The organism is Arthrobacter sp. AFG20 (assembly GCF_002892795.1).
Classification (GTDB): Bacteria; Actinomycetota; Actinomycetes; order Actinomycetales; family Micrococcaceae; genus Arthrobacter.
In genome coordinates this window covers 1-26,178 of the sequence record NZ_PJMC01000013.1, presented here as the reverse complement: position 1 = coordinate 26,178, position 26,178 = coordinate 1, and the positions used below count along the sequence as shown (strand labels likewise).

Below are 26,178 nucleotides of genomic sequence, written 5' to 3'. Positions count from 1 at the left end.
GTCTACGCCGCCCGGCGCACCACCCTCAGCGGTCCCCGCCGGTTCCGCAGGTCCACCTTCAGCGTCAGCTCACCTTTGCGGGCAAGCACGACGGCGACAGTCGCCGCCGCGAGCGCCGGCACCCCTCCCGCCACCAGCAGCCCGGCGTGCGGATCCACATGCTCGGCGATGAACCCGATCATGGGTCCACCGAGGGCCTGGCCGCCGATCAGCACCATGATGTACAGGCTCATCACGCGGCCGCGGATGCCCATGTTGGAGCTGGTCTGCACCAGCTGGTTGGAGGCGGTGAGGAACATCAGGCACCAGAACCCGGACAGCACCAGCGCGGCGCCGAAGAGCGGCAGGGTGGGGACGGCGGCGGAAAGGCACAGCATCAGCCCGTACATGCCGGCCGCCAGGACCACGGACCGCAGCCGCAGCTGCCGCCGCCGGGTGGAGGCAACCGCCCCGGTCAGCGCCCCGAGCGCCACCAGCGCATTCAGCATCCCGTAGCCGCCCGCGCCAATTCCGTACACCCGGTCTGCGAAGGCGGCGAGCAGCACCGGCAGGCTCATGGCGAACACGGAGATGAAGCCCACCATGAGCCACGGCCAGTAGATGGTGGGCTTGCTCAGCGCGTACCGCAGCCCTTCCCGCAGCATGCCCTTGGACTTGGGTGCCGGCGCGCTGACGAACAGCTCGTCGCGCCGCAGCAGCAGGAGCATGGCCACGGTGGAGCAGCAGGCCGCCGCGTTGGCGGCGAAGGCCCAGCCGGCGCCGACGGCGGTCAGCAGTACCCCGGCGATCGCCGGACCGATCAGGCCGCCCAGCTGGAACGTCGTCGAGTTCACGCTGATGGCGTTCCGCAGGTACCGGGGCCCCACCAGCTCATGGACGAACACCTGCCGGGCCGGCTGGTCCAGCACGGTGACCAGGCCGAGCACCAGTGCGATGACGTAGACGTGCCAGACCTCGATCCTCCCGGTGAGTGCGAGGGCGGCGAGCGCAGCGGCGAGGATGGCTGCAGCCGACTGGCACAGAATGAGGATCCTGCGCTTGGAGAACCGGTCCGCGACCATTCCGCCCCACGGTCCCAGAAGCAGGGATGGCAGGAACTGAAGCGCCACTGTGAAGCCGACGGCGGTGACCGATCCGGAGAGCTGGAGCACCAGCCAGTCCTGGGCGATCCGTTGCATCCAGATGGCGATGACGGCAATGAAGTGGCCCGTGGCGAAGAGCCTGAAGTTGGGAACCCGGAGTGAGATGAAGGTGTGACGCCACGGAAGCCGTTCACTGACGACGGCGACGGGCTGGGTGACGGTGGCCAGAGGCGGCGGTGGGGGTGTCACAGGGGTTCCTCAGGTGAGCGGGCCGGCGGGGATGTCCTCAACGCTATGGCGCGCACTTCTAATTGTGGAAGACTATTGCTCCTATAACTATCATTGCCGAACGTAATGATTCCCGGCCGTCGAGGAGGACGAATGTTCGAACCGGCCCAGCTCCGATCGTTCCTCGCCGTCGCCGAAACGCTGAGCTTCACCAAGGCGGCAGAACGCCTGGGCCTGGCCCAGCCGACGGTCAGCCAGCACGTGCGCAAGCTCGAGGTTGCGGCCAAGCGGACGCTGATCAGCCGGGACACGAGGGACGTCAGGCTGACGGACAACGGCGATGCCATGGCAGGCTTCGCACGGAGCATCCTCGCAGCCCACGATGCCGCCGCCCGCTACTTTTCCGGCTCGGCCATGCGTGGGCGCCTGCGCTTCGGCACCGCCGACGACCTCGCCATTACCGGCCTGCCGCGGATCCTCCGTGAGTTCCGGCAGATCTATCCGCAGATCAACCTCGAGCTCACGGTCGGCCAGAGCGACCAGCTGTACAAGCGCCTGAATTCCGGCCAGCTGGACCTCGTGTTCGTGAAGTGGGTGGCCGGCGCCAAGGACGGCACGGTGGTCCAGCACGACACGTTTTCCTGGGTGGGTCTCGAACAGACAGCGCTGGAACCCGGCCATCCGGTGCCGCTGATCGCCTATCCCGCGCCCAGCCTGAGCCGTAAGCTCGCCATCGACGCGCTCGAATCCGTGGGCCGGACGTGGCGCATCACGTGCACCACCAAGCAGATCAGCGGTGTGCTGGCGGCAGTCCGCGCCGGCATCGGGGTGGCGGTGATGCCGTCCTCGCTGGTTCCCGAGGACCTGAAGATCATCACCCGCCGCTTCGAGCTGCCGCCGGTGGGGGATGTCGACTTCACGCTGATCAGGAACCCACTGGCGAACGCCGAGGTGATCGACGCCCTGACCCAGGCCATCATGGGAAGAACCCTCAAGAAGCCTGTTTGAGCCGGCCGGGGCCGGGGTGCGTGCGGCAAAATGATTGATAACGGTTCGCAGCTGGCCTATGCTGTGACTGTTGCGGTCATGCAGCGGCCGATAACATGCACAGGTTTCGATAACGAACATGCTTGGTAATGACGCCCGTGTGTTCGGGATAGGTACGCCGTGACCACAGCCGCAAACCCCCGCTATACCCGCCACTCCATGACCGTGGACGCCGAGTACATCGGCCAGCCCAACTGCGAAAAATGCGGAACAGACGAGTTCATCTACCTTGAGTCCTTCGTGCCGCCCAAGCACCGTCAGGACGGCACCGTCCGGAAACTGGGCGAAGTCGCGTATACCTGCACGCGCTGCGAGGACTTTTCCGCACACAGCGTTCCTGCGTCGTGGGCTCCACCCGGCTGGTATCTGGGCTAAGCAGCAAAGCAGCAAGCATCAGAACGGGCGGGCACCTTGTGGGTGCCCGCCCGTTCTGTTGCCTTGTCAGTCCCGCTGGATCAGCGAACCCCTAGATCAGCGAATCGGAGAGGTGGTTGGGCGTGCCGAACCGGTGCGCCGTGATGCTGACGGCCTGCTCGTGCAGGAACGGCAGCATTTCAATGCGGCCGGCCTCCGTCACCTCGTGGGAGTAGATGGCGAGGTCCGGACGGCCACCGGTCGCTTCGGCCAGGTCAGCTGCGGAGCCGCCGATCAGGCGGATGCGTCCGCCGGACAGCTTGCCCGCCGCGGCGAGACGTCCCGCGGATGCCAGCCACTCGGCGTCGTTCTCCACCGTCACGGGGATGTCCAGCCCGGTGAGCACGGAACGCAGCTGGGCGGGAAGCTCGACGCCGGAGGAGACGGTGAGCGGGGCAGCGGCAAGTACGCCGGCGGCTACTGTCCGGACGAGCGCCCGCAGGGATCCGCCGTCGGACAGCCGGACGGTGACCGGCAGCGCACGGTAGCGGAAAATGTTCCGCTCGGCGCTCAGGCCCGAGACGTCCTTGGCGGTGCCGAATTCGTCCGCCCAGGCGAGGGCGTCGGAGCCGAGCGACCGCTGCAGGGCCTCCAGGTCGGTGGCATTGAGTTCGCCCTTCACTGCCTCCACAAGCCGCTGCACCCTGCGGTTGGCGATGCCCGCCGAAGCGCCCTGGGTGCTCTCGGTGCTGGTCCAGCCGCCAAGACCGGCGAGGTAGTTGGGGCCGCCCGCCTTGGTGCCGGCGCCAACTGCCGACTTCTTCCAGCCGCCGAACGGCTGGCGCTGCACGATGGCACCGGTGATGCCGCGGTTGATGTAGAGGTTGCCGGCCTGGATGGTGTCCAGCCACAGCCCCAGCTCGTCGGTGTTGAGGGAGTGCAGGCCGGCGGTGAGGCCGTACTCGATCTGGTTCTGGATGGCGATGGCCTCTTCCAGGGTGTCCGCGGTCATGACGCCGAGGACGGGACCGAAGAACTCGGTCAGGTGGAAGTAGGATCCGCGCTTGACGCCGTAACGCACGCCCGGGCTCCAGAGCCGGCCGGTCTCGTCCAGTTTCTTGGGCTCGACGGCCCAGTTCTCGCCGTCGCCGAGGGTGGTCAGCGCGTTGAGCAGCTTGCCCTTAGCCGGCTCAATGATCGGGCCCATCTGGCTGGTGGGGTCCTCCGGGTAACCGACCTTCAGCGAGGTGACGGCGTCGATCAGCTGGTTATGGAACCGCTTGGACCTGGCAACCGATCCCACCAGGATCACCAGTGAGGCGGCGGAGCACTTCTGTCCGGCGTGGCCGAAGGCCGAGTAGGCAACGTCTTTCGCGGCGAGGTCCAGGTCTGCACTGGGGGTGACGATGATGGCGTTCTTGCCGCTGGTCTCCGCGAGCAGCGGCAGGTCCTTGCGGAAGGAGCGGAACAGCTCGGCGGTTTCATAGCCGCCGGTCAGGATCACGCGGTCCACGGCCGGGTGGGAGATCAGCTGCTGGCCGAGCTCGCGTTCGCCCAGCTGCACCATGGTGAGCACGTCGCGGGGCACGCCAGCCTCCCACAGCGCCTCGATCATGACGGCGCCGCTGCGGCGGGCCTGCTTGGCAGGCTTGATGACGACGGCGGAGCCGGCGGCGAGTGCCGCGAGCGTGGAACCGGCGGGGATTGCCACCGGGAAGTTCCACGGCGGGGTGACCACGGTGAGCTTCGCCGGAACGAAGGTGGCGCCATCGACCTGGTCCAGCTTGCGGGCGGACTCGGCATAGTAGTGGGCGAAGTCAACGGCCTCACTGACCTCGGGGTCGCCCTGGTCGATGGTCTTGCCGGTCTCGCTGGCCATGACCTCGAGCAGGTCCGCGCGGCGGGCCTCCAGGACGTCACCGGCGCGGTGCAGGATTTCGGCACGCTCGGCGCCTGACAGCGCAGCCCAGGCCTTGCCCTTCTCAACGGCCGTGGCGATCACGGTGTTGAGGGTGTCCGCGTCGGCGATCGTGGCAGCCTCAACGGAGGCGTTGCCCAGGGTCGACGCCGGGACCCGGTCCAGGATGGCCCGGCCCCAGTCGCGGTTGGCGGGCAGGGACGGGTCCGTGTCCGGGGTGTTCTGGAAGCCGGTGCGGGGCATCAGCTCTGCCGGAAGGCTGCGGTTCTGCAGGCGGTTGGGCGGCGGCACCTCGTCGTCGAGCTCTTTCAGGGAGGACAGGAAGCGCTGCTTCTCGCGCTCGAACAGTCCTTCATTTTCGCTGAGCTCGAACACGGCCGACATGAAGTTTTCCTGACTGGCGCCCTCTTCGAGGCGGCGGATCAGGTAGGCGATGGCGACGTCGAATTCGGCCGGGTGCACCACGGGTGTGTAGAGCAGCAGGGAGCCGACGTCCTTCTTGACCGCCTCGGCCTGGCCCTGTGCCATGCCGAGCAGCATCTCGAATTCGATGCCCGACTCGACGCCGCGCTGCTTGGCCAGCAGCCAGGCGAAGGCAATGTCGAACAGGTTGTGCCCGGCGACGCCGATGCGGATGTTGCCGATCCGGTCCGGGTGCAGCGCGTAGTTGATGACGCGCTTGTAGTTGATGTCCGAGTCCAGCTTGGTGCCCCACGTGGCCAGCGGCCAGTCGTGCAGCGAGGATTCCACCTGCTCCATGGGAAGGTTGGCGCCCTTGACCACGCGGACCTTGATGGCAGCCCCGCCGTCAGCGCGGCGTGCGGCCGCCCATTCCTGCAGCCGGATCATGGCGGCGAGCGCGTCCGGAAGGTAGGCCTGGAGCACGATGCCGGCTTCCAGGTTCTTGAACTCGGGCTTGTCCAGGATCCTGGTGAAGACCGCGATGGTCATGTCCAGATCCTTGTACTCCTCCATGTCCAGGTTGATGAACTTCGGTTTGGGGAAGGAAGCGGCGCGGGCGAACAGCGGGGTGAGCTTCTCGACGACGTGCTCCACGGCCTCGTCGAAGGCCCAGGCGGAGTGCGGGGCCACGGTGGACGACACCTTGATGGAGACGTAGTCCACGTCCGGGCGGGCCAGCAGCGTGTGGGTTCCCTCGAGCCGGCGGGAGGCCTCGTGCTCGCCCAGCACGGCCTCGCCGAGCAGGTTCACGTTGAGCTTGATGCCGTCCTTGCGGATCTTGGCGATGGCCGGACCCAGCTTGGAGTCGGTCGCGTCAACGATGAGGTGGCCCACCATCTCGCGGAGGACCTTGCGGGCCACGGGAATGACAACCTGCGGCAAAACCGGGGCCATGAGGCCGCCCGCCTGGACAGCGCTGCGCATATACCAGGGCAGGAAGGCGGGAACCTTCGGGGCGAGGGCGGCGAGGTTGCGGGCTGCGACGTGCAGGTCCTCGGGACGGACCACGCCGTCGACGAAGCCGACGGTGAAGTCCAGGCCGTTGGGGTCCTTCAGGACGCCGGCGAGCTGCTCGGCGGATGCGTCCACGGGCATCTTCGCGGCTTCGGTCAGCCAGCGGCGGACGAGGGCGATTGCGTCGGTGGCCAGGGCGGTCGCTTCGGCGACGTCGGACCCTGCCGAGGGGGTGGCGACGGCGCCGGCTACAGCGGCGTCCTTGCCTGCCTGCACGCGGTGATCCGTGGCGGTGTTGGTCATGGCTTTCCTCGTTCTTTCAGTGCGATGTGATCGTCTTAACCATCAGTATGGGCCTCACATCCCTTAAGATAAAGCGACCTTTTCTTAGCAATACACATTAGAAAGACCGATCGTTCTGCAGGTCGGCCAGACACCCGATAACGGCGCCCCTCCGCGCCCTGACCAGACAGGTGAGGAAGCGTTGGGGAAACCCCTGCGAGACGTGAGGAAGCATTGGGGAGAGTCCAACGCGCCCTCAGCTCTCGTCGCCAAAACCCAAACGCGTCCTCAGCTCTCGTCGCCAAAACCCAAACGCGTCCTCAGCTTTCGTCGCTAAACGACGAACCCCTCCCGCACCTGGGGTGCGGGAGGGGTTCGTCGGTAACGCGTCAGAGGTGGGTGGTCTACACCTGGGTGTGCATCTCCACTGCCTCGTCGTGCCGGGGGCTGTTCGGGTTCATCAGCGAGTGCCGCTTGCCGTAGCCGAAGTAAATCACCAGGCCGATCACGAGCCAGATGCCGAAGCGCAGCCAGGTCTCCCAGTGCAGCTGGAACATGAGGAAGGCGGAGGCCAGGACGCCAAATGCGGGGACCACCGGCATCAGCGGCAGGCGGAAGGTCCGGGGCGCCTCCGGCTTGGTGTAGCGGAAGATGATGACGGAAACGCACACCACCACGAACGCGGCGAGGATGCCGATGTTGGTGAGGTCGGCGACGGCCTTGATGGGGAACACACCGGCCAGCAGCGCCGAGGCGATGCCGCCGATCCAGGTCACGCGCTGCGGGGTGCCGTGCCGGTCCGTCTTCGAGAACCAGCCGGGGAGGAGTCCGTCGCGGCTCATGGAGAACCACACGCGGGTGACGCCGAGGAGGAACGTGAGCATCACGGTGAGGATGGACAGCACCGCGAAAACGGAGATGATCGTGGCGATGACGGGAAGGCCGACGCCCTGGAACGCCGAAGCGAATCCGGCGGCGGGGTCGATGTCCTTGTAGTTCTGCATGCCGGTGAGCACGAGGGTGGCGGCAACGTAGAGCAGCATGGCGATGATCAGGGACAGGATGATCGCCTTGGGCATGTGCTTCTTGCCATCGGTCGCCTCTTCGGCCGCGGTACTCATGGCGTCGTACCCGAACACGGCGAAGAACACTGTGGCCGAGCCGGCCAGGACGGGACCAAAGCCGCTGGGCATGAATGGGTTGAAGTTCTGGGTGTTGATGTAGAAAACGCCCAACCCAATGATGAAGAGGATCAAAACAACCTTGATGGCAACGGCAATCAGTTCAAACCGGCCGAAAGTCTTGGTGCCGCGCGAGAGGATCCAGGTCACCAGCAGGCAGACAAGGATGGCGGGGATGTTGATGATCCCGCCCTTGCCTTCGTCCATGGTGGACGTCATCCATGCGGGCATGTCGATACCGATGCCGGACAGGAACGCGTCGAAGTAGCCGGAGATACCGATGGCCACGACAGCCACGATCGCAATGTACTCCAGCAGCAGGTCCCAGCCGATGAACCAGCCGATGATTTCGCCCAGCGCCACGTAGCCGTAGGTGTACGCCGAGCCCGCACGCGGGATCATGCCCGCGAACTCTGCGTAGGAGAGCGCCGCGGCAGCCGAGGCCAGTCCGGCGATCAGGAAGGAAATGAGCACCGCAGGCCCGACGCCGGGCGTGTCAGCACTGCCGTGCGCCACAAGACCGGCCAGCGAAAAGATGCCGACGCCGATGATGCCGCCAACGCCGATGGCGGTCAGCTGCCACAGCCCCAGGGACTTGAACAGGCCGCTGTGCTTGTTCTCTACTTCGATGTCGTCAATGGGCTTGCGCCTCAAGATTGACTGCGATGGATCTGTTGTACTCATCGGGACTCCTGCGTAGGTGCGGCCCCATCATTTCGCCCTGTGATGGGGGTAACTCAATCTGTTTAGTATGCAAGCAGTGTTACATTAGATAAAGTGCATACTTCTAACCAGTATTCATTAGTCCAGCTATTCATTTGTGCGACCCAAGGAACAGCCCATGCTTGATGTCCGCCGGTTGAGGCTGCTCCGCGAGCTGAAGATCCGGGGCACGCTCGCCGAGGTGGCAGCAGCCCTGCAGTACAGTCCTTCCTCAGTGTCCCAACAATTGGCCCTGCTTGAGAAGGAAGTTGGGGTGGAACTGCTGAGAAAAACCGGCCGCCGCGTCCAGCTGACCCCGCAGGCAGAGGTTCTGGTGGCGCATACAGCACACTTGCTGGAAACGCTGGAACAGGCGGAGGCAGACCTGGCGGCATCGCTGACCACGGTTTCGGGCACGGTGCGGATCGCCGTCTTCCAGTCCGCGGCACTGGCGCTGATGCCTGACGCGCTTACCCGCCTCGCCGCGACGTACCCCGAGGTCCGGATCGAGATGACACAGCGCGAGCCCGAGACGGCACTGCATGAGACGTGGGCCCGCGACTTCGACCTGGTCATCGCTGAGCAGTACCCCGGGCATGCCGCGCCCCGCTACCCGGAGCTGGACCGCGTACGCCTCACGGGTGACGCCATCAGACTCGCGGTCCCGCCGGCCGCCGAGGGCAGGGCGAAAGTCGGCTCGCTCGCGGACACGGCAGAGATGGCCTGGGTGATGGAACCGCGCGGCGCGGCCTCACGCCACTGGGCAGAGCAGGCCTGCCGAAGTGCAGGCTTCGAGCCCGACGTCCGCTTTGAAACAGCAGACCTCCAGGCCCAGATCCGCCTGATCGAGTCGGGGAACGCCGTCGCCCTGATGCCGGACCTGGTGTGGACGGGCCGTGGCACCACAGCCCAATTGCTGGACCTTCCCGGCAAGCCCCGGCGGACAGTCTTCACCTCCGTGCGGCGCTCCGGCGCGCAGCGGCCCGCCATCCTCGCCGCGCGCGAAATCCTTGCTTCCACCGCCGCCTCGATTGCGGCCGCCCAGGAAATCGATACCGGAGCGGACGCCTCCGGCGCCCCCGCAACAACGCCGACAGCGGCAGCAGCCGCCGCTGAAGAAGCAATTGACGGCGCAGCAGCCAGCGGAGAAGCGGTGTAGCGGGGTGTTCCCTGGCTCACAGCCAAGCGTTGACCTCGGCGTTAGACTGTTGGGGTTATGAATCGCACAATGTTTAAGTCCAAAATCCACCGCGCCACTGTCACGCACGCGGACCTGCACTATGTGGGGTCGGTCACCGTAGACCTGGACCTGCTGGATGCTGCCGACATCATGCCCGGCGAGCTCGTGGCCATTGTGGACGTCACCAACGGCGCCCGCCTCGAAACCTATACCATCGCCGGCGAGCGCGGTTCCGGCGTCATCGGGATCAACGGCGCAGCCGCGCACCTGATGCACGAAAACGACATCGTCATCCTGATCACCTACGCCCAGATGACCACGGAAGAGGCGAAGGCCTACACTCCCAAGGTGGTTCACGTGGACAAGGACAACAAGATTGTCCAGATCGGCAACGACCCCGCAGAGGGCCACACCGCCGGACTCATGCGCCCGCCGTTCGCGTTGAACAACGCCACGTGCAGCTGACAGCGCCCCCTCAACTGGACCAGGGGACCGGCTGAGCCGCTCCAGCAGCGAGATCCCTGCCACAAGGTGACCCGCGGCTGAATAAATCTGATTAGGCTGGGATGGTGGATGCCACCCCCTGCCCTAGCCTGCCCCTGGCGGCAATCCCGTCGGCAACCCCGTGCTAGGCGTCCTCGCAGGCTTTTTCGTGGTCTGGTCCATCATTCTGGTGGGCATGTTCGTGGGTAGGCGCAAGATCCTGGGCGAGAATGCCCGCCAGGTCCTGAGCGGGCTGACCTTCTTCGTGGCCAGTCCCGCGCTGCTCTTCGAGACGCTGAGCAGGGCGAGCCTGCGCGACGTGTTCGCCGCGCCGTTGCTCGTGGCAGCAGTTGGCGCCGCCACCACCGCCGCGCTGTTCTTTGTCATCGTCAGGTTCCTGCTCAAGCGGACCGTCCCGGAATCACTGATGTCGTCCATGAGCGCCTCGCTGGCGAACTCCGCCAACCTGGGCATCCCGATTGCGGTGTACGTCCTCGGTGACGCCAGCCATGTCGCTCCCCTGCTGATCTTCCAGCTGGCGTTTTTCACGCCGATGTTCCTCATGGCCCTCGATGCCACCACCAGCTCGCACCGCACCACGCCGCTCCGGTTCGTCATGCTGATCCTGAAAAACCCCATGATTGTGGGTTCGGCCCTAGGGCTGCTGGTCGCCGGAACGGGATGGCAGCTCCCGCCGCTGCTCCTGGAACCGATCCACTTGATCGGCGGCGCCGCAATTCCGGCCATGCTGATGGCCTTCGGCATGAGCCTGAACGGGTCAAAGCCGCTGCAGGCGGCCGCCGGCCGGAGAACCGATGCCCTGCTGGCCAGCGGCTTCAAGCTCTTCGTGCACCCGGCGATCGCGTATCTCTTTGCCCGCTTCGCCCTCGGGCTGGACGGCCCGGCGCTGTTCGCCGTGGTGGTCACATCCGCCCTGCCCACGGCACAGAATGTGTTCGTCGCCGCCAGCCGGTACAAGGCCGGGCTCACGGTCGCGAAGGACACCGTCCTGATCACCACGATCGTGGCCGTGCCTGCGATGATCGGTGTGGCCCTGCTTCTGGCATAACTGCCGCCCCTTCCCCGACCGCCCCGCGGCTGCCGCCCGAACTGGAGGAAACCTTGAACACCACCCTGGACACCGTGATCATCGGAGGCGGAGCCATGGGTTCCGCTGCCGCCTGGGCGCTGGCCGCACGCGGGCGTAACGTGACCCTGCTCGAGCAGTTCACGCCCGGCCACCATAAAGGTGCCTCGCACGGCGCAACCCGGAACCTCAGCCTTGCCTACGCCGAGCCCGAGTACGTCGCCATGCTGGCCGAAACGCTGAAGCTCTGGGCCGAGCTCGAAGACGAGAGCGGCGAGCAGCTGCTGGCGCGCACCGGCGTCGTCAACCACGGCCCTGCCCCGCGCCTCGGCGAGATCCACGCCGCGCTGAACAGCGCCGGCCTCCGCGCGGACTTCGTGCCGCTCGCCGAAGCCAGCGAGCGCTGGAGCGGCATCCGCTTCGACCAGCAGGTGCTCCACATGCCCGACGGCGGCCAGCTCAACCCCGAGGCCGCCCTCCCGGCGTTCCAGCGGCTCGCGGCGCGGAACGGTGCTGCAATCCGGCACGGCGTGGCGGTTGTGGGGCTGGAAATACTCGACGACGGCGTCCGGCTGACCGTGGACGACGGCGGGCGGACGGAGGTGCTCACCGCCCGGCAGGCGGTGGTCACCGCAGGCGGCTGGACCTCCAAGCTGCTCGCAGGCTCAGTCGCCACCCCGCGCCTGACCGTCACGCAGGAGCAGCCGGCGCACTTCGGCATCACCGACGACGGCGCCACTTGGCCGGGCTTCAACCATTTCCCCGGCGAGGGCGGGGACTACGCGGGCTTCTACTCCCCCGTGTACGGCATGCTGACCCCCGGCGAAGGCGTCAAGGCGGGCTGGCACGGAGTGGGGCCCGTGGTGGACCCGGACCGCAGGTCCTACCTGCCCGAACCACGCCAGCGCGCGGCCCTGCAGCAGTACGCGAGGCACTGGCTGCCCGGCGTGGACGCCGATGCGATGACGGACATCAGCTGCACCTACACGACCGCCCCGGACCACAACTTCGTGCTGGACCGGATCGGTCCCGTGGTCATCGGGGCGGGCTTCGCCGGCCACGGCTTCAAGTTCACGCCGGTGGTGGGCCGGATCCTGGCCGACCTCGCCACGGGAGAGGGCCCCGCGCCGGAAATCTTCGCGGCCTCCCGCGCCTAAGAACGCCGGGGCTGACATCCCGCCCCATGACCGCCCGGGCTCAGCTCCGCTGGTGCCGGTCCAGGAGCCGGGCGCAGCGGATGAAACCGAGGTGTGAGTACGCCTGCGGGTGGTTACCCAGGTGCGTCTCGGTGCCCGGGTCGTATTCCTCCGGCAGCAGCCCGGTGGGTCCGAACAGATTGACCAGCTGGTCGAAGAGGTCCCAGGCGTCGGCGATCCGGCCCACCGCCACGTAAGCCTCAATCAGCCAGGTGGTGCAGATGTGGAAGCCGCCCTCCAGGCCCGGCAGGCCGTCGTCGTACTTGTACCGGAAGACCGTCGGTCCCACGCGGAGTTCCCGTTCCACGGCCGTGACGGTGTCGAGGAACCGCTGATCGTTCGCGTCGAGCAGGCCGGACAGCCCGATGTGCAGGACCGCGGCGTCAAGATCGGGGCTGTCGTAGGCGACGGTGTAGGACGCGGCGGCGTGGTCCCACCCCTCGCGGAGCACCTCGTCCCTGATGGTCGCGGCCGTGTCCGCCCAGGCAGGTTCGGGGCTGCGCCCGTGGCGTGTGGCGGTGCGCAGGGCCCGGTCCAGGGTGACCCAGCACATCACCTTGGTGTAGACGTGGTGCCTCGGTGCGCGGCGCGCCTCCCAGATGCCGTGGTCCGCCTCATGCCACCGAGCCAGCACGGCACTGGCCATCTGGACCAGCAGCTCCCAGTGCTCGTCCGCCAGCGAACCCCGGGACTCGCTCAGCCCGTGGATCAGCTCTGCGATCGGTCCAAAGACATCCAGCTGGACCTGGTGGTCCGCGGCGTTGCCGATCCGCACGGGACGCGAGCCCGCATATCCGGGCAGGCTCTCGATGATGGCCTCCGTGGACAGCGGTGCGCCGGTGACTGAGTACAGGGGATGCAGCCACTCCGGTCCCGGGGCATTGGCCAGGATGCCGGTCAGCCACCTGAGGAAACCGTCGGCCTCCACCGTTGACCCCAGATCCACCAGGGCGCTGACGGTCATGGAGCCGTCGCGCAGCCAGCAGTAGCGGTAATCCCAGTTGCGGGTCCCCCCGATGCCCTCCGGAAGGGACGTGGTGGGGGCCGCGAGCACTGCGCCGGTGGGCTCGTGGACCAGCGCGCGCAGCACCAGGGCCGAGCGCCGCACCAGGGACGGCTTGACGGACGGCAGCGCCAGGCCCTGGACCCAGCGTCGGGAATGATGGGCGACGGCGGCCCTGCGGTCCGCTTCGTCCGTCCCCGCTTCGTCCGGCAGCGCTTTGTCCCGCCAGGACAGCTGCTGGGGCTCCGTATCGCCGCACCGGAGGTTGAGGACAACCGGTCCGCGCTGCAGGTTAACCTCGGCGGTGGCCGTTGCGTGCCGCCCGTCCGAGGTGATAACGAAGCTGACGTCCTGCGCAAGCAGGATGATGGGGTCGGACGTGCCGACGACGTGAAGCTCGCCGCCGCGGGCCTCCATGCTGAACGGCGCATTGGCGTAATCCGGCCGGGGTGCGAAAACGATTCGTGCGGCGCCGGTGCCGGACAGCACCCGTACCAGGCTCGTGATGCCTTCCGGGGCGGGCTCAAGATAGTCGGTCACGGTGACGTCAGCCCACCGGGTTTCCACGATCATGGTGCTGTCCACGTACCGCTGGCCCAGCACCCGTGACGCCTTGACCGGTTCCACGGAGAAGTGCCCGGCGGCGTCGCCGCCCAGGATGTGGGCAAAGAGGGAGCCGGAGTCCGGCAGGGGGTGGCTCATCCAGCAGATCTTGGCCTCCGGCGTCACCAGCGCCGTGGAGGACCCGTTCCCGATCATGGAGTGCCGTTCCAGGCCGACGGCGTCCTCGCCGAAAAGCCAGGCGCGGCGCAGTTCGAAGAGGATGCCGAGAACCCGGGCGAAAGATTCCGGATCCTTCAGGCGGTGTTTGGCCGACGACGGCAGGTCCCCCACCCACAGCCCCATGTCCGGGCCGCGCAGCGTGGCCATGGCCAACTCGTCACTCACGGCATCCCCCGCGTACAGCGCCGCGCTCACACCCAGGCGGGCGCGCAGATGGTCCAGGGCATCGGCCTTGGAGGGCTGCACCACGGACAGGTCCAGGACGGAGCCGTCCACAATGAAGAACAGTCCGAGGGCCCGGGCAACCTCCTCCGCCTTCTGGGCACACCTGACCACATCGTCCGGGGCGGCGGACCTGGTGTGGACAGAGACCGCGACGGGCTTCCGTTCAATGCTGATTCCCTTGTAGGCGCCTACCGCTTCGAGCAACGCCTGATTGGCCTGCTGCAGCGCCGACTCGGTGGCCAGGGACAGTCCGTGGGCGAATCCCATGTCGAACTCCGCGCCGTGCGAGCCCACCAGGTGGACCTCGGCGGGAAGCCTGGAAACCGCGGCCAAGTCACGCAGGGACCGTCCGGAAATGACGGCGGCGTGCGTGTTGGGCAGGGCGGCCAGGGCCCGGAGGGCGATGGCCGCGCCGCCAAGCGGCAGTGTTTCCGTGGAGATGCCTTCGGCGGCACAGAGGGTTCCGCCGTAATTGCAGGCCACGAGCAGTCCCGGGGTCCGGGCCAGGATCTTCAGTTCGCCGAGCAGCTGGGGTGTGAGCCCGTCGTCGGCCGCCTCCGACTGCACGAAGGCCCTCAGCAGGCCCAGCGGAAGGGATTTGGTCAGCAGTGCGGAATCGGCCACCGTCTGGTTAAGCGGAGTGGGCATGCGCGGTAATCCTTCGGATCATCCCCAAGCGGTCTTGGACACCTAAAGTGTCCCGCGCGGCCGTTTCCCCCGAATATCCCGGTTATTGCATTCGTGTAACTTCGTAGGCCCTGTTCCTGCCGACCGGAATCAGCAGTTGGGCGAATCGTATTCGTAGGCTCCGGCATCAGCAGCGGCTGTTCCGGCGCAGTCCCCGTTCTGAACGGAAGGGGCTTTCACGAGGTCCACCGTGTAGGACGTGGTGCCGGCCCTGTCGATGGCGGGGCTGGTGCCTGTCAGGCGGAGATCCGCCGGCGCATTCGCGAACCGGGCTGGCGCCGTCGTCGACGTGCTGTTCGGGGTGAAGTTGACGGGACCGTTCACGACGTTCTGCTTCTCGGTCCAGCCCGAACCGTCGATCCATAGGGAGTTCTTGACGCCCACCAGGATGTTGGCGCGGACCACCGTTGAGGCCGGGCAGGTCGCGTGGCACACGAACGCCTTCGACTGGGCACCGGTCAGGTAGACCGTGTTGAACTCAAAAACGGTGCCGTTGGTGGGACCGTACGATGTTCCGTTTCCACGGGCAATGAGGCCCTTGGCCTCGGAGCAGTTGGCGCCGCAGGTAGAGCGGATGAGGTTGTACCGGAACGTGTTGCCGTCCGCCGTTCCCGAGGACTTTCCAAGCTCGGAGAAGCTGTTGTTGTCCAGCGACACGTTGTGGTGAATGTTGTTGCGGTTGCCGTTGTAGATTTCGAACGCGCCGCCGTCCTGGTTGTAGTCATAGGACTTGCCGGTGGAGCCGCTGACGGTGTTGCTGGAAAACTCGTTGTCACTGCCGTTAATCAGGACGCCAAAAGCCCCCGAGTCGTCGCTGCAGTTCACGGCGGCCGACGTGCCGCAATTAGTACCCGCCGTATTCACATTCATCACGTTATTATCGGTGAGCGAATTTGCCGTGTATTTACCGAAGTCAGAGCCGGTGCCAACCTTGAGCCCAACGGCATTATTGGACGCGCTCGTGTTCCGCACGGTATTCCGGTCGCCGGTGACGCTGATCCCGGCGTAGCCGCAGGCCACGGCGCGGAGACCCTCAACGGTGGTGTAGTTGCCGTTGATCCGGATGCAGTTTCCGGATTTTCCGCCGGTGACTATGGGGGCGTTGCCAGTGCCGTAGGTGTTCAGCGTGATGGGGGCGGTGGAGGTTCCGCTCTGTGCGGTGACGACGCCGCCACTGAAGGTGTCACCCCGGCGGAAGCTCACGGTGTCACCGGGCTTGAGAACCGCCTGGTTGACCCTGGACAGCGTCTTCCATGCCGACGTGCTGGCTGTACCGGAGTTGCTGTCACTGCCGGCGGCACTGACGTAGTACGTAGTCCCCGCGGCGGACGCCGGATCAGCGGCTCCGGCAACAAATCCGCTGGCCACGAGGAGGGTCATGAGAATGGCGGCGGCCATGGACTTGATCTTCATATTGGCTTTTACCTGCATCTGATCAACGGCGGAAATGCTTTGGCGGGGCACAGCGTTATTGCAGCGCAATGCCTCATTCACAAATCACCCCCACGGTCGGGTGAATCCAGATCAGGCACACCGGATTACCCCACCCGCGGCATTCGGGGGCGGGACAACGGCGTGTAGTGATTTGAGACCGCTACATCAACCCAGCCGGCAATGAGTGTTTAGATTGAGACCTTGCGCACTTAAAGCTAGATTCCGCCCCGGCCGAAGTCAAAAGATATCAGTTGAATAATGGAGCGCTGGGGTTCAGACGCTCACCAGTCCGGCTGCCTCCGCGAGGAGCTCTACCGAGCGCAGCCGTTCCGCAGTTCCGTTGCTCTGGTGCGCCACGATGAGCTCGTCGGCGTCGGCGTGCCGGGCAAAACCGTCCAGGTACTCCAAAACGACGTCCGGAGTACCGACGGCCGAGTACTTCATCATCTGGGAGACGTGCTGTCCCTGCGGCGAGTCCAGGATCATGTCCGCTTCGTCGTCGGTGAATTGCCGCCCGCCGCCGAAGAACAGCGAGACGCGGGCGCGCATCGTGGCGCGCAGCATCTCCTGGGCGTCCGGGGCAGCATCGGCAGCCACCACGTTGACGCCCGCTATGACGTGCGGGGCGGACAGCTGCTCCGACGGTTTGAACTCCCGGCGGTACACGGCGACGGCGTCCTGAAGCGCGTTCGGGGCGAAGTGGGAGGCGAAGGCATACGGCAGTCCCAGCTGGGCCGCCAGCCGCGCGCCGAAGAGGGAGGAGCCCAAAATGTAGAGGGGCACGTTGGTTCCCCTGCCCGGCGTAGCCTCCACCCCCTGCACGCGCGTGGGCCCGGTGAGGTAGCCCTGCAGTTCCAAGACGTCCTGCGGGAAGGTATCGGCCGAATGCGGGTCACGGCGCAGCGCCCGCATGGTGTTCTGGTCGCTGCCGGGCGCACGTCCCAGGCCCAGGTCGATGCGGCCGGGGTGCAGGGTCTCCAGGGTGCCGAACTGCTCGGCGATGGTGAGCGGAGAATGGTTGGGCAGCATGACTCCGCCGGCACCGAGCCGGATGGTCTCGGTGTGGGCTGCGACATGGGCGATCAGCACGGACGTGGCCGACGACGCGATGGAAGACATGTTGTGGTGCTCCGCGTACCAGACGCGCCGGTACCCGAGCTTTTCGGCCAGCTGCGCCATGGCGACGCTCCCGGCAAAGCTCTCCGCCGCCGTCTGGCCCTTGCCGATGGTTGCCAGGTCGAGGATGGAGAGGGGAACAGTCACGGCAGGACGGCCTTTCATAGGGGGTTGCGCAGCTGCCGGCCCAGCGGTGGTCCGGCACATTGGGAACAACGACGGCGGCACCCGGGATATTTCTGTCTGGCCGGTGACGCTGTCCACATATCCCGTCCATCCGCCGGCCGCTATGCTGGCGGCATGGCCAACAAGTCCACCGCAGATAAAGTAGCCACCATCCAAAAGGGCTACGCCCTGGAGGGTGCCACCATCGAGCTGGGCGCCGCCATCGTCGACGGCGAACTGCACAAGGACGCTCCGGTCCGGCTGCCGCTGTCCATGATGAGCCGGCACGGGCTCGTGGCCGGCGCCACCGGCACGGGCAAGACCGTCACCCTGCACATGATGGCGGAACAGCTTTCGACCGCCGGGGTGCCCGTGTTCCTGGCGGATATTAAGGGAGACCTTTCCGGGCTTGCCACGGCGGCAGCCGGAAGCGACAAGCTGGCCAAACGGACCGAAAGCATCGGCCAGGCCTGGTCCGGTAAGACGTTTCCTGTGGAGTTCCTGGCCCTCGGCGGGGACGGCGACGGCATCCCGGTCCGCGCCACGATAACGTCGTTCGGGCCCATCCTGCTCTCCCGCGTACTGGAGCTCAACGACACCCAGGAATCCAGCCTGCAGCTCGTGTTCCATTTTGCGGACAAGAACAACCTCGAGCTGGTGGACCTGAAGGACCTGCGCGCCGTCATCCAGTTCCTCACCTCCGACGAGGGCAAGGAACCGCTTAAGGAATTGGGTGGCCTGTCCAAGGCCACTGCCGGCGTCATCCTCCGGGAACTTGTGGGTCTCGAGGCGCAGGGCATGGAGCGGTTCTTCGGCGAGCCGGAGTTCGACACCGCCGAGCTGCTCCGCACGGCGCCTGACGGCCGCGGCGTCGTCAGCTGCCTGGAGCTGCCCACCCTACAGACCAAGCCGATGGTTTTCTCCACGTTCCTCATGTGGCTTCTCGCGGATCTGTTCGAGGACCTGCCCGAAGCCGGCGACCTCGACAAACCCAAGCTCGTGTTTTTCCTCGATGAGGCGCACCTGCTCTTCAATGACGCCTCGAAGGCCTTTCTGGAAGCCATCACCACAACCGTCCGCCTCATCCGCTCCAAGGGAGTGGGCATCTTCTTCGTCACGCAGACCCCGAAGGATGTCCCTGCGGATGTCCTCGGGCAGCTGGCCAACCGCGTCCAGCACGCCCTCAGGGCATTCACGCCGGAGGACGCTAAGGCCCTCAAGGCCACGGTCTCCACGTTCCCCCTCAGCGACTACGACCTCGAGGAGACCCTGACGTCCGCGGGCATCGGCGAAGCCGTCATCACGGTCATGAACGAGCGAGGCGCCCCGACGCCGGTTGCCCTGACCCGCCTCCGGGCACCGGAATCCGTCATGGGTCCCAGCGCCGTCGAACTGGTCAGGAGCACCGTGGCGGGGTCGGCGCTGCTTGCGAAGTACGGCACTGCAGTGGACAACGTCTCCGCGTACGAGAAGCTGACCGGCAAGGCCGCGGCTCCCACCGGTGCCGCGGCAGCGGGGCAGCCGCCGGCCCCCTCACCTGGGGTGTTCGTCCCCGGCAGTCCGGACCCAACCGCCGTCGACGACGAAGCCCGCCGCATCGAGGAGGAGATCCTCGGCCGTCCCAGCAGGTTGCCCGGCAGCGGGCGGGCCGAAAACGCACGGCCGGACGACGGGCCGGTATCGGCGCCGCCGCCCAGACGCCAGGCCTCCCAGTCCGGCGGGATGATGGAAGACATCACCGGCGCCCTCGGCGGGGCCCTTGGCAGCGGCCTGAAAAGCATGGCCCGGTCCGTGGGAACGCAGCTCGGCCGGGAACTCCTGCGGGGCGTTTTCGGCAACTCGTCCCGGCGCCGCCGCTAGCGGAAAGCAGCGCCGACAGCGGCGGCTGAGCCCCGCCGTCGGGCGTTCCTGCACGGTGGGCTGGCGTCACCGGGACCGCCGCTACTCCAGAGTTGCCTGACCTTGCAGGTAACGTGGGGTGCGTGCAAATGAGTCAAGCGTTGGTGAAGACGGCGGCCGGATGGCTGCTGGGCCTCATGCTTGCCATCGTTGGCGCCATCGTTTCGGTCAACCTGGTCAACTCCTCCGTGGCCAGTCCGCAGCAGCCCGTGCGCGAATATCTGGAGGCCCTGCAGCACGGCGAAGGTGAACGGGCGCTGGGCCTGCTCCGCGCGTCGGTGCCGGACGCCGACGCCGCCATGCTTGACGGCACCGCCCTGCAGACGTCTGCCGCACGGATCACGAACGTCAAGCTCGGAGCCGCAGTGGGGCGTGGCGGCAACCGGGTGATGGTGCCGATGGACTACACCATCGACGGCAGCCAGCTGCACACCGAGTTCCTGCTGGAGAGCACCGGCACAGAATGGCTGTTCTTCCATAAGTGGTCCTTCGTGCCGACCACGCTGCCCACCGTTGACGTGACGGTGGTGAACTCCAGTGAGGCAACGTTCAACGGCGTGCCGGTGAACATGCCCGGCGGCCACAACAGCTTCGCGGTGTTTTATCCGGGCGAGTATGAGGCGTCCCTCAACGGCCAGTACTTCACCGCTCCGCCCACGCGGGCCACGGTCTCCGGACGGGAGGCTCCCGCCGCACCGCTGAACCTGCTCACGCATGCCACGGAGGAGCTGAACCGCGCGGTGTCCGCGCGGGTCAAGGAATTCCTCGACAAGTGCGCAGCCGAAGCCGGCCAGCAGCAGCAGCTCCAGCCCGACTGCCCGTTCTACCACGTCACCAACAACCGCGTGGTGCCCGGGACCATCAAGTGGAGCATCACCGAGTACCCGAAGATCACCATCGAGCCATTTGACGGCAGGTGGGTGGTGGCGCCGCTGGACGGCAAGGCAAAGCTCACTGCCGAGCAGATCGACCTGTTCAGCGGGGCCGTTTCGCCCCTGGACGTGGAGCACGATTTCAGTTTCACGACGCGTCTGGACATCGCCGGCGACACCATCAAGGTCACGCCGCTCCTCACCTTCTAGGAGCCTGCCGGGCTTACCTCCCGGAGGACCCAAAGCCGGGCTGGTCCGGCTTTGGCCAGCGCAACGAGCCCCTTGCCAGGACGTCGGCCATGTGGATGACCGGCCCGCTCGCGGCGCGGCCGGGCTGGCCCAGCTTTGAGCCTGCCCAGGACACCGCAGTGGCCCGGTTCCGCGCCGCGATGACGGGAAACCGGGCCACTTCAGTCAGCTCTGCGAGGGACCTTAGTCCATGCCGCGCAGGTCCAGCACCAGGTCGGTGTCGCCGTCGGCCTGCAGCACCACGGGGATGCCCCAATCCTGCTGATAGAGGTGGCACGCGGCGTGGTCCGGAATCTCGCCGTCCTCGGTCTCCGGGCCGTCGCAGGCGGCAGCGCGGGCCGTAATGTGCAGCACGCCCTCCGGAACATCGGAGGCCAGCTCGAGTGTGCGGAGCAGGCCCACGGAGGTCCCGCCGCCGGACACGAGCAGCTCCGGCGGGGTGGAGGAGATCTTCAGCTGGGTGGGGTCGCCCCAGCGGTCATCGAGCTTCTGGCCGGTGGGCGCGGTGAAGCGGACCGTGAGCTCCAGCAGGCCGGGCGCCACAGGGCTCTTGGGCCGGTGCGTCTGTGAGGCGCCCTCGTCCACCTGCTGCGCTTCCTTGGGGATGGGCACGTACACGAGCTGGTGCTTGTTCGCCTCGACCACCACCAGCAGCGGCTCGGAGCCCGCCACCTGTGTGTGGTCGACGATCACGTCGGACGGCTCGGCCAGTCCCCGCGCCAGCGTGGACACGGTGCCGGCCGCGGGGTCGTAGCGGCGCACCGCACCGTTGTAGGTGTCGGCGATCGCCACGGAGCCGTCCGGCAGCACGGTGACGCCCAGCGGGTGCTGCAGGCGCGCCTCGGATGCCTTGCCGTCGCGGAAGCCGAAGTCGAAGAGGCCCTTGCCCACGGCGGATTCGACGGTGACTGTTCCGTTGGCGTCGATGGCCAGCTTGCGCAGGGCAGAGGTCTCGGAGTCGGCCACCCAGATGTTTCCGTCGGCGTCCTCGGCCAGCCCTGACGGCTGCGCGAACCAGGCCTCGTGGGCGGGCCCGTCCAGCAGGCCTTCCAGGCCGTTGCCGGCGACGATCGAGACGTCCCCGGTGAGCGGGTCGTAGCTGAAGATCTGGTGCACTCCGGCCATGGCGATCACCACGGCATTCAGCTTGCTGGACCAGACAACGTCCCAGGGCGAACTGAGGGCAACGTCCAGTGGATGGCCGCCGAGGCTTCCGGTGAAGCCTGCCGCGTCCTCGTCCACGCGTGCCGGTCCGGTCTCGAGGAGCCGCTGCACACCGCTGCCAACGAGGGTGGTGACGGTTCCGTCAGCGAGCGACAGTCCCCGCAGGCGGTGGTTGACGGAGTCGGCAATCACGACGTCGTAGCCCGTCTTCGCTGCCACGTCCTCCGGCAGCAGGACAAGACCCTGCGGTTCGTTGAACCGGGCTGTGCCGGCTGCGCCGTCGGCGTGGCCTTTCTCCCCGGAACCGTACGTGCTCAGGACGGCGTGGAAGTCGGTGCCGAGCTCCAGGACGCGGTGGTGCCCGGTGTCGGTGACCAGCCAGGTGCCGGCGTCGGCGGCACCGGCGGCAGCCCCGGCGTCGGGCGCGGAACCCCGGCCGGCCGGCAGGTAGAGGGCCTTGCCGGGGAACCGAAGGGTTCCCGACGTCGCCTCCGGGGCCACGTAGGGGCCGTTGCCGCGGTGCAGGGTGCCGCGGGCCTCGTGCTCGGCGATCAGCTCGGGAATGAGCACGCCCAGGCCATCGGCGTGGCCTTCGCCCGACAGGTGCGCCACGATGTAGCCCTCGGGGTCGATGACCACCAGCGTGGGCCAGGCGCGGGCTGTGTAGGCCTTCCAGGTTTCCAGCTCGGGGTCGTCCAGGACCGGGTGGTGGATCTCGTAGCGCTCCACGGCGGCGGCCAGCGCGACAGGATCAGCCTCGTGCTCGAACTTCGGGGAGTGCACGCCCACGGTGACCAGGACGTCGGAGTACTTTTCCTCCAGCGGCCGGAGTTCGTCCAGCACGTGCAGGCAGTTGATGCAGCAGAAGGTCCAGAAGTCCAGGAGCACAATCTTGCCGCGCAAGGCTTCCAGGTCCAAAGACTTGCCGCCGGTGTTCAGCCAGTTGCGGCCCACCAGTTCGGAGGCGCGGACCCGGAGGTGGGTGCGTACGGTTTCGCTCATCAGCGTCCTTCCAGCTTTGAGTTGCGTTCAGCCAGCTTGGCGTCGCGTTCAGCCAATTTGGCAAACATATCGTTGTAAGCGGTGAGATCGGCGTCGTTATTCCTGTCCGCCGCCCGGTCGGTGCGCCGGGTTTCACGTTCATCCGACCTGGACCACATGATGGCGACGCCGATCGCCACCAGCAGCGTCGGCACTTCGCCGATGCCCCAGGCCACTGCGCCGCCCATTTGCTGGTCCAGGAGTGCTGAGGGCCCCCAGCTGCGGCCGAGGTTGCCGAAGTAGTCTGCGGCCAGCAGGTTGGTGCCGCCCATGATGGCCACGCCAAAGAAGGCATGGAAGCCCATGGTGGCCAGCAGGAGCAGCAGCCGCAGCGGGTACGGCGCGCGGCGCGGCAGCGGGTCGGTGCCGATCATGCTGAGCACGAAGATGTAGCCCGTCAGCGCAAAGTGCAGGTTCATCAGCTCGTGGCCCACGTGTTCCCGCATCGCCAAGCTGAAGGCGTCCGAGTAGTAGAACAGAACGATGGAGCCGGCGAAGTTGGCGGCGGCGAACAGCGGGTGGGTGACCACCTGCGAGAACCTCGAGTGGACGAACAGCAGGAGCCATTCCCGGAGGCCGCGGGACCCGTCCCCCCGTGCCGGAAGGGCCCGGAGCGCAAGCGTCACGGGGGCGCCGAGCACCAGGAAGATCGGGGCAACCATGGTGAGGGCCATGTGGTCCACCATATGCGCGGAAAACAGTACGCGGCCGTATACCGACGGCGGTCCCGACGTGATGTAGGTCAGCACCAGCAGGCCGATGATCCAGTTTGCGGTGCGGAACCAGGACCACTTGTCCCCGCGTGCGCGGACCTTGGCCACGCCCAGGAGATAGGACACCAGGCCGAAGACGACGACGGCGATCCAGAGCCAGTCCAGACGCCATTCGGTGAACCAGCGCTGGGGCGTCAGTTCAGGGGGCAGCTCGTAGCCGGAGAGGATGAATGCGGGCGAGGCGTCCGGGGCGTAGGAAGTAGGTTCCGGCGGCGCTGAACGGCCCAGTGCGACGGCGATGCCTGACGTGGCGCCCATGATCAGTAGTTCCATGAGAATCAGCTGCCAGAGCACGCGCCGCGCGGACATGGCCGCTCCTGCACGCGCCAGCTGCGGGATGACCCACTGCCGGTGCATGAAGCCGATTCCGCCGAGTACCAGGGTGGCGGCGGACTTCGCGAGGATCAGCTGGCCGTAGGCCGAGCCGAAGAGGTCACCCCAGCTGGTCACCCGAATGCTGGCGTTGACGACGCCCGATGCGAAGACCAGCGCAAACGCGAAACCTGCGAGCGAGGAGAACCGCCGCAGGACCGGTTCGGTGATGTCTTGGCCTCCCGGCAGGGACGCCTGGCCGCTGCGGGCCTGGTTGCGCGGGGCGAGGATGCCGGAGAGCAGTGCCAGCAGGATGATGCCGCCCACCCAGACGCTAACCCCAACCAGGTGCAGGCCCAGGGAGTTGATGGCACCCTCGTGGTCATTGGAGCTGGCAGAGTGACCGATCAGGGCGGTGGGAACCAGACCGATCAGTGCCAGCAGCAACGTAAACGCCAGGCCGGTCAGCGATCGTACCCCGAAGAGGGCCGTTGTCACGACGGCGGCGATGATGGTCACGGCCAGCCAGGCGCGCCCGGTTTCGATGTCGGTCATGAAATACACGAGGGCACGGGTGAATTCGGCATCCCCCGAGATGCCCTGCCCCGCCACGTCGGAGTATGTCAGCACCAGGACGGCGATGGCGGACAGCGTCCACGCCACGCCGGCGGCCGCCGCGACGGCAAGGGCACGGGTAAAGGCCGGGTGCTCGGGTGCGTCATTGTCCTTCGACCGTGCACCACCGAGCTTGTGCGGCAGGATACCTGCGGCCAAGATGAGCCCGCCGATTACAGCGGCAAGGGAGACGTTGTGGACGGCCTTGCTGACCGGAAGCCCCCAACGTACCAGTGCACCGGGGTCGGAGACTTCACGGGCGGCTGCGGCACCGGAGAACAGCAGCGCGGCCACCAGTCCCAGGAAGAGGGCAGCGAGTCCGGCCAGCTGCCAGGCCCGCTGAATGCCGAAGGCACCGTCAGTGGCCCGGGTTCCCGAATCGGGCGCCGGTTGCGGAGTAAGGGGTTTTGCTGCTGAAGGCACCTATCCATTGTCCGCTACCGTCGCCACGGCGGCGAATCGGGGATTCGGCAAATCGGGGGTTAAAAGCAAGAGGAGCGGCAACCTTGTGGGTTGCCGCTCCTCTGAGCTGCGAAAGACTACTTCTTGGAGACAGCGGCCTTCAGCTTGGAGCCAGCGGTCAGCTTGACGCTGTGGCCGGCTGCAATCTGGATGGTCTCGCCGGTCTGCGGGTTGCGGCCAGTGCGGGCTGCGCGGTCCGTGCGCTCAACTGCGAGCCAGCCCGGGATGGTGATCTTCTCGCCGGCGGCGACAGAAGATTCGAAAACCTCGAACAGTGCATCGAGCACGGAGTTGACGGCTGCCTGGCTGGTGCCGGCCTTGCCTGCTACCTCGGAAACAAGTTCACTACGGTTCTTAGCCATGTATGTCCTCCTGGACGCTCTTGATCTGGAGCCTGCACGCGGCGTGCGTGCAAGCCACTGTTCGAAAACTTACCAGCTTGCACCGATGAGGGGGATAAATTCCGCGTGTTTCCGCGACTTTTTGACCTAAATCACCGGTATTTCAAGGATTTCAAGCCTCAAGAGGCCTCCGGCCCGGCCCCTCCCGCAGGTTCGGGCGCCTCCCAGCCTGCACGCTTCCTCACATCTGGTCGTCTCAACCCGGACGCTTCCTCATGTCCCGTCGCTTCAACCCCGGGGCTTCCTCACCCTCGGCGGGGATCTGCGGGAGCATTGGCGAAAAGGAGGCAGGAGTCGAGGAAGGGTCCGGGAAAAACCTGCAGGATGTGAGGGAGGGTTTTGGTGGTCCCGGGTTGGGCAGGGCGCTTGTTGAAGGCACCTGTTAAAATGCTCAGGCCCCGACGTTCTTCGTCGGGGCCTGAGCCGTAAATAGTGTCCGGCGGTGACCTACTCTCCCACACCCTCCCGGGTGCAGTACCATCGGCGCTGTGGGTCTTAGCTTCCGGGTTCGGAATGGGACCGGGCGTTTCCCCCACGCTATGACCGCCGTAACCCTGTGTCCCGTACCCCTGGGGGGGTGGGGAAAACTGTGGTGTTACAACATGTGGTGTTGTTATTCAGTTGTTGGTTCCGGGACCATCAAAACCCGTGGCGGGTTTGTTGGTTGGGAACCACATAGTGGACGCAAGCAGTCTTGTTTCTTTGTACCCTGCTCCATGGCGTGAACGTCTTTTGAAGGTTTCGTTCACGAAGAGGGTGTGTGGTGTAAGTTATCGGCCTATTAGTACCGGTCAGCTTCACGAGTCGTTAGTCCTCGCTTC

17 protein-coding genes and 1 rRNA gene are annotated in these 26,178 nt (G+C 66.5%); 8 read left to right on the top strand and 10 right to left on the bottom strand.

The features are described from left to right. Nucleotides 1-2 precede the first annotated feature (2 nt). Nucleotides 3-1,331 (bottom strand): MFS transporter, encoded by a 1,329-nt coding sequence (locus CXZ05_RS15400; protein WP_102973421.1) that lies wholly within the window; start codon nt 1,329-1,331, stop codon nt 3-5. 132 nt (nt 1,332-1,463) lie between these two features. On the opposite strand from CXZ05_RS15400, the gene CXZ05_RS15395 reads away from it, so the two are divergent. After that, nucleotides 1,464-2,318, top strand: coding sequence for a LysR substrate-binding domain-containing protein (locus CXZ05_RS15395; protein WP_102973420.1), 855 nt, complete (start codon nt 1,464-1,466; stop codon nt 2,316-2,318). A gap of 159 nt (nt 2,319-2,477) precedes the next feature. Continuing rightward, nucleotides 2,478-2,732 (top strand): hypothetical protein, encoded by a 255-nt coding sequence (locus CXZ05_RS15390; RefSeq protein ID WP_258006605.1) that lies wholly within the window; start codon nt 2,478-2,480, stop codon nt 2,730-2,732. A 91-nt stretch (nt 2,733-2,823) separates the two neighbouring features. On the opposite strand, the gene CXZ05_RS15385 is transcribed toward CXZ05_RS15390, so the two are convergent. Together CXZ05_RS15385 and CXZ05_RS15380 are read right to left on the bottom strand one after the other, a co-directional pair. Then, nucleotides 2,824-6,348: a bifunctional proline dehydrogenase/L-glutamate gamma-semialdehyde dehydrogenase gene (locus CXZ05_RS15385; RefSeq protein ID WP_102973419.1), complete on the bottom strand. Its 3,525-nt coding sequence runs from the start codon at nt 6,346-6,348 to the stop codon at nt 2,824-2,826. 383 nt (nt 6,349-6,731) lie between these two features. After that, nucleotides 6,732-8,192, bottom strand: coding sequence for an amino acid permease (locus CXZ05_RS15380; protein WP_102973418.1), 1,461 nt, complete (start codon nt 8,190-8,192; stop codon nt 6,732-6,734). Nucleotides 8,193-8,349: 157 nt separating this feature from the next. Here CXZ05_RS15380 and CXZ05_RS15375 point away from each other — a divergent pair, with 157 nt between their 5' ends. The 4 genes from CXZ05_RS15375 (at nt 8,350) to CXZ05_RS15360 (ending at nt 12,117) form a co-directional block, all read left to right on the top strand. Then, nucleotides 8,350-9,369, top strand: a complete 1,020-nt coding sequence (locus tag CXZ05_RS15375) for a LysR substrate-binding domain-containing protein (RefSeq protein ID WP_102973417.1) — start codon at nt 8,350-8,352, stop codon at nt 9,367-9,369. A gap of 57 nt (nt 9,370-9,426) precedes the next feature. Then, complete coding sequence (panD, locus tag CXZ05_RS15370; protein WP_180987411.1) at nt 9,427-9,855, top strand: aspartate 1-decarboxylase; 429 nt, start codon at nt 9,427-9,429, stop codon at nt 9,853-9,855. 160 nt (nt 9,856-10,015) lie between these two features. Further along, nucleotides 10,016-10,942: an AEC family transporter gene (locus CXZ05_RS15365; RefSeq protein WP_102973416.1), complete on the top strand. Its 927-nt coding sequence runs from the start codon at nt 10,016-10,018 to the stop codon at nt 10,940-10,942. A gap of 53 nt (nt 10,943-10,995) precedes the next feature. Then, nucleotides 10,996-12,117: an FAD-dependent oxidoreductase gene (locus CXZ05_RS15360; protein ID WP_102973415.1), complete on the top strand. Its 1,122-nt coding sequence runs from the start codon at nt 10,996-10,998 to the stop codon at nt 12,115-12,117. Between the two features lie 40 nt (nt 12,118-12,157). Here the strand turns inward: CXZ05_RS15360 and CXZ05_RS15355 are convergent, their stop codons facing one another. The 3 genes from CXZ05_RS15355 to CXZ05_RS15345 all read right to left on the bottom strand — a co-directional run bounded on the left by CXZ05_RS15355 (nt 12,158) and on the right by CXZ05_RS15345 (nt 17,551). Next, entirely contained in the window at nt 12,158-14,815 is a 2,658-nt protein-coding gene (locus CXZ05_RS15355) for a trehalase-like domain-containing protein (RefSeq protein ID WP_102973414.1), read from the bottom strand. 129 nt (nt 14,816-14,944) lie between these two features. Further along, complete coding sequence (locus CXZ05_RS15350) at nt 14,945-16,267, bottom strand: hypothetical protein (RefSeq protein WP_102973526.1); 1,323 nt, start codon at nt 16,265-16,267, stop codon at nt 14,945-14,947. Between the two features lie 294 nt (nt 16,268-16,561). Next, nucleotides 16,562-17,551, bottom strand: a complete 990-nt coding sequence (locus CXZ05_RS15345; protein ID WP_102973413.1) for an LLM class flavin-dependent oxidoreductase — start codon at nt 17,549-17,551, stop codon at nt 16,562-16,564. Nucleotides 17,552-17,704: 153 nt separating this feature from the next. Here CXZ05_RS15345 and CXZ05_RS15340 point away from each other — a divergent pair, with 153 nt between their 5' ends. Together CXZ05_RS15340 and CXZ05_RS15335 are read left to right on the top strand one after the other, a co-directional pair. Beyond that, a complete protein-coding gene (locus CXZ05_RS15340) occupies nt 17,705-19,429 on the top strand; it encodes a helicase HerA-like domain-containing protein (protein WP_102973412.1) in 1,725 nt (574 codons plus the stop codon). A gap of 128 nt (nt 19,430-19,557) precedes the next feature. After that, nucleotides 19,558-20,550, top strand: a complete 993-nt coding sequence (locus tag CXZ05_RS15335) for a hypothetical protein (protein WP_180987410.1) — start codon at nt 19,558-19,560, stop codon at nt 20,548-20,550. Between the two features lie 222 nt (nt 20,551-20,772). On the opposite strand, the gene CXZ05_RS15325 is transcribed toward CXZ05_RS15335, so the two are convergent. The 4 genes from CXZ05_RS15325 to rrf form a co-directional block, all read right to left on the bottom strand. Beyond that, nucleotides 20,773-22,755 (bottom strand): NHL domain-containing thioredoxin family protein, encoded by a 1,983-nt coding sequence (locus CXZ05_RS15325; RefSeq protein WP_102973410.1) that lies wholly within the window; start codon nt 22,753-22,755, stop codon nt 20,773-20,775. After that, nucleotides 22,755-24,917, bottom strand: a complete 2,163-nt coding sequence (locus CXZ05_RS15320) for a cytochrome c oxidase assembly protein (protein WP_102973409.1) — start codon at nt 24,915-24,917, stop codon at nt 22,755-22,757. The genes CXZ05_RS15325 and CXZ05_RS15320 overlap by 1 nt, the downstream gene beginning before the upstream one ends. 116 nt (nt 24,918-25,033) lie before the next feature. After that, nucleotides 25,034-25,318, bottom strand: coding sequence for an HU family DNA-binding protein (locus tag CXZ05_RS15315; protein ID WP_003803320.1), 285 nt, complete (start codon nt 25,316-25,318; stop codon nt 25,034-25,036). A 473-nt stretch (nt 25,319-25,791) separates the two neighbouring features. Then, nucleotides 25,792-25,908, bottom strand: a 5S ribosomal RNA gene (gene rrf / locus CXZ05_RS15310). Between the last annotated feature and the right edge of the window lie 270 nt (nt 25,909-26,178).

Bases quoted from the DNA above. Each gene is read 5' to 3' on its own strand.
- CXZ05_RS15395 (WP_102973420.1), top strand. From the start codon at position 1,464: ATGTTCGAACCGGCCCAGCTCCGATCGTTCCTCGCCGTCGCCGAAACG.
- CXZ05_RS15385 (WP_102973419.1), bottom strand. From the start codon at position 6,348: ATGACCAACACCGCCACGGATCACCGCGTGCAGGCAGGCAAGGACGCC.
- CXZ05_RS15380 (WP_102973418.1), bottom strand. From the start codon at position 8,192: ATGAGTACAACAGATCCATCGCAGTCAATCTTGAGGCGCAAGCCCATT.
- CXZ05_RS15375 (WP_102973417.1), top strand. From the start codon at position 8,350: ATGCTTGATGTCCGCCGGTTGAGGCTGCTCCGCGAGCTGAAGATCCGG.
- panD (WP_180987411.1), top strand. From the start codon at position 9,427: ATGAATCGCACAATGTTTAAGTCCAAAATCCACCGCGCCACTGTCACG.
- CXZ05_RS15355 (WP_102973414.1), bottom strand. From the start codon at position 14,815: ATGCCCACTCCGCTTAACCAGACGGTGGCCGATTCCGCACTGCTGACC.
- CXZ05_RS15350 (WP_102973526.1), bottom strand. From the start codon at position 16,267: ATGAAGATCAAGTCCATGGCCGCCGCCATTCTCATGACCCTCCTCGTG.
- CXZ05_RS15340 (WP_102973412.1), top strand. From the start codon at position 17,705: ATGGCCAACAAGTCCACCGCAGATAAAGTAGCCACCATCCAAAAGGGC.
- CXZ05_RS15335 (WP_180987410.1), top strand. From the start codon at position 19,558: ATGAGTCAAGCGTTGGTGAAGACGGCGGCCGGATGGCTGCTGGGCCTC.
- CXZ05_RS15325 (WP_102973410.1), bottom strand. From the start codon at position 22,755: ATGAGCGAAACCGTACGCACCCACCTCCGGGTCCGCGCCTCCGAACTG.
- CXZ05_RS15315 (WP_003803320.1), bottom strand. From the start codon at position 25,318: ATGGCTAAGAACCGTAGTGAACTTGTTTCCGAGGTAGCAGGCAAGGCC.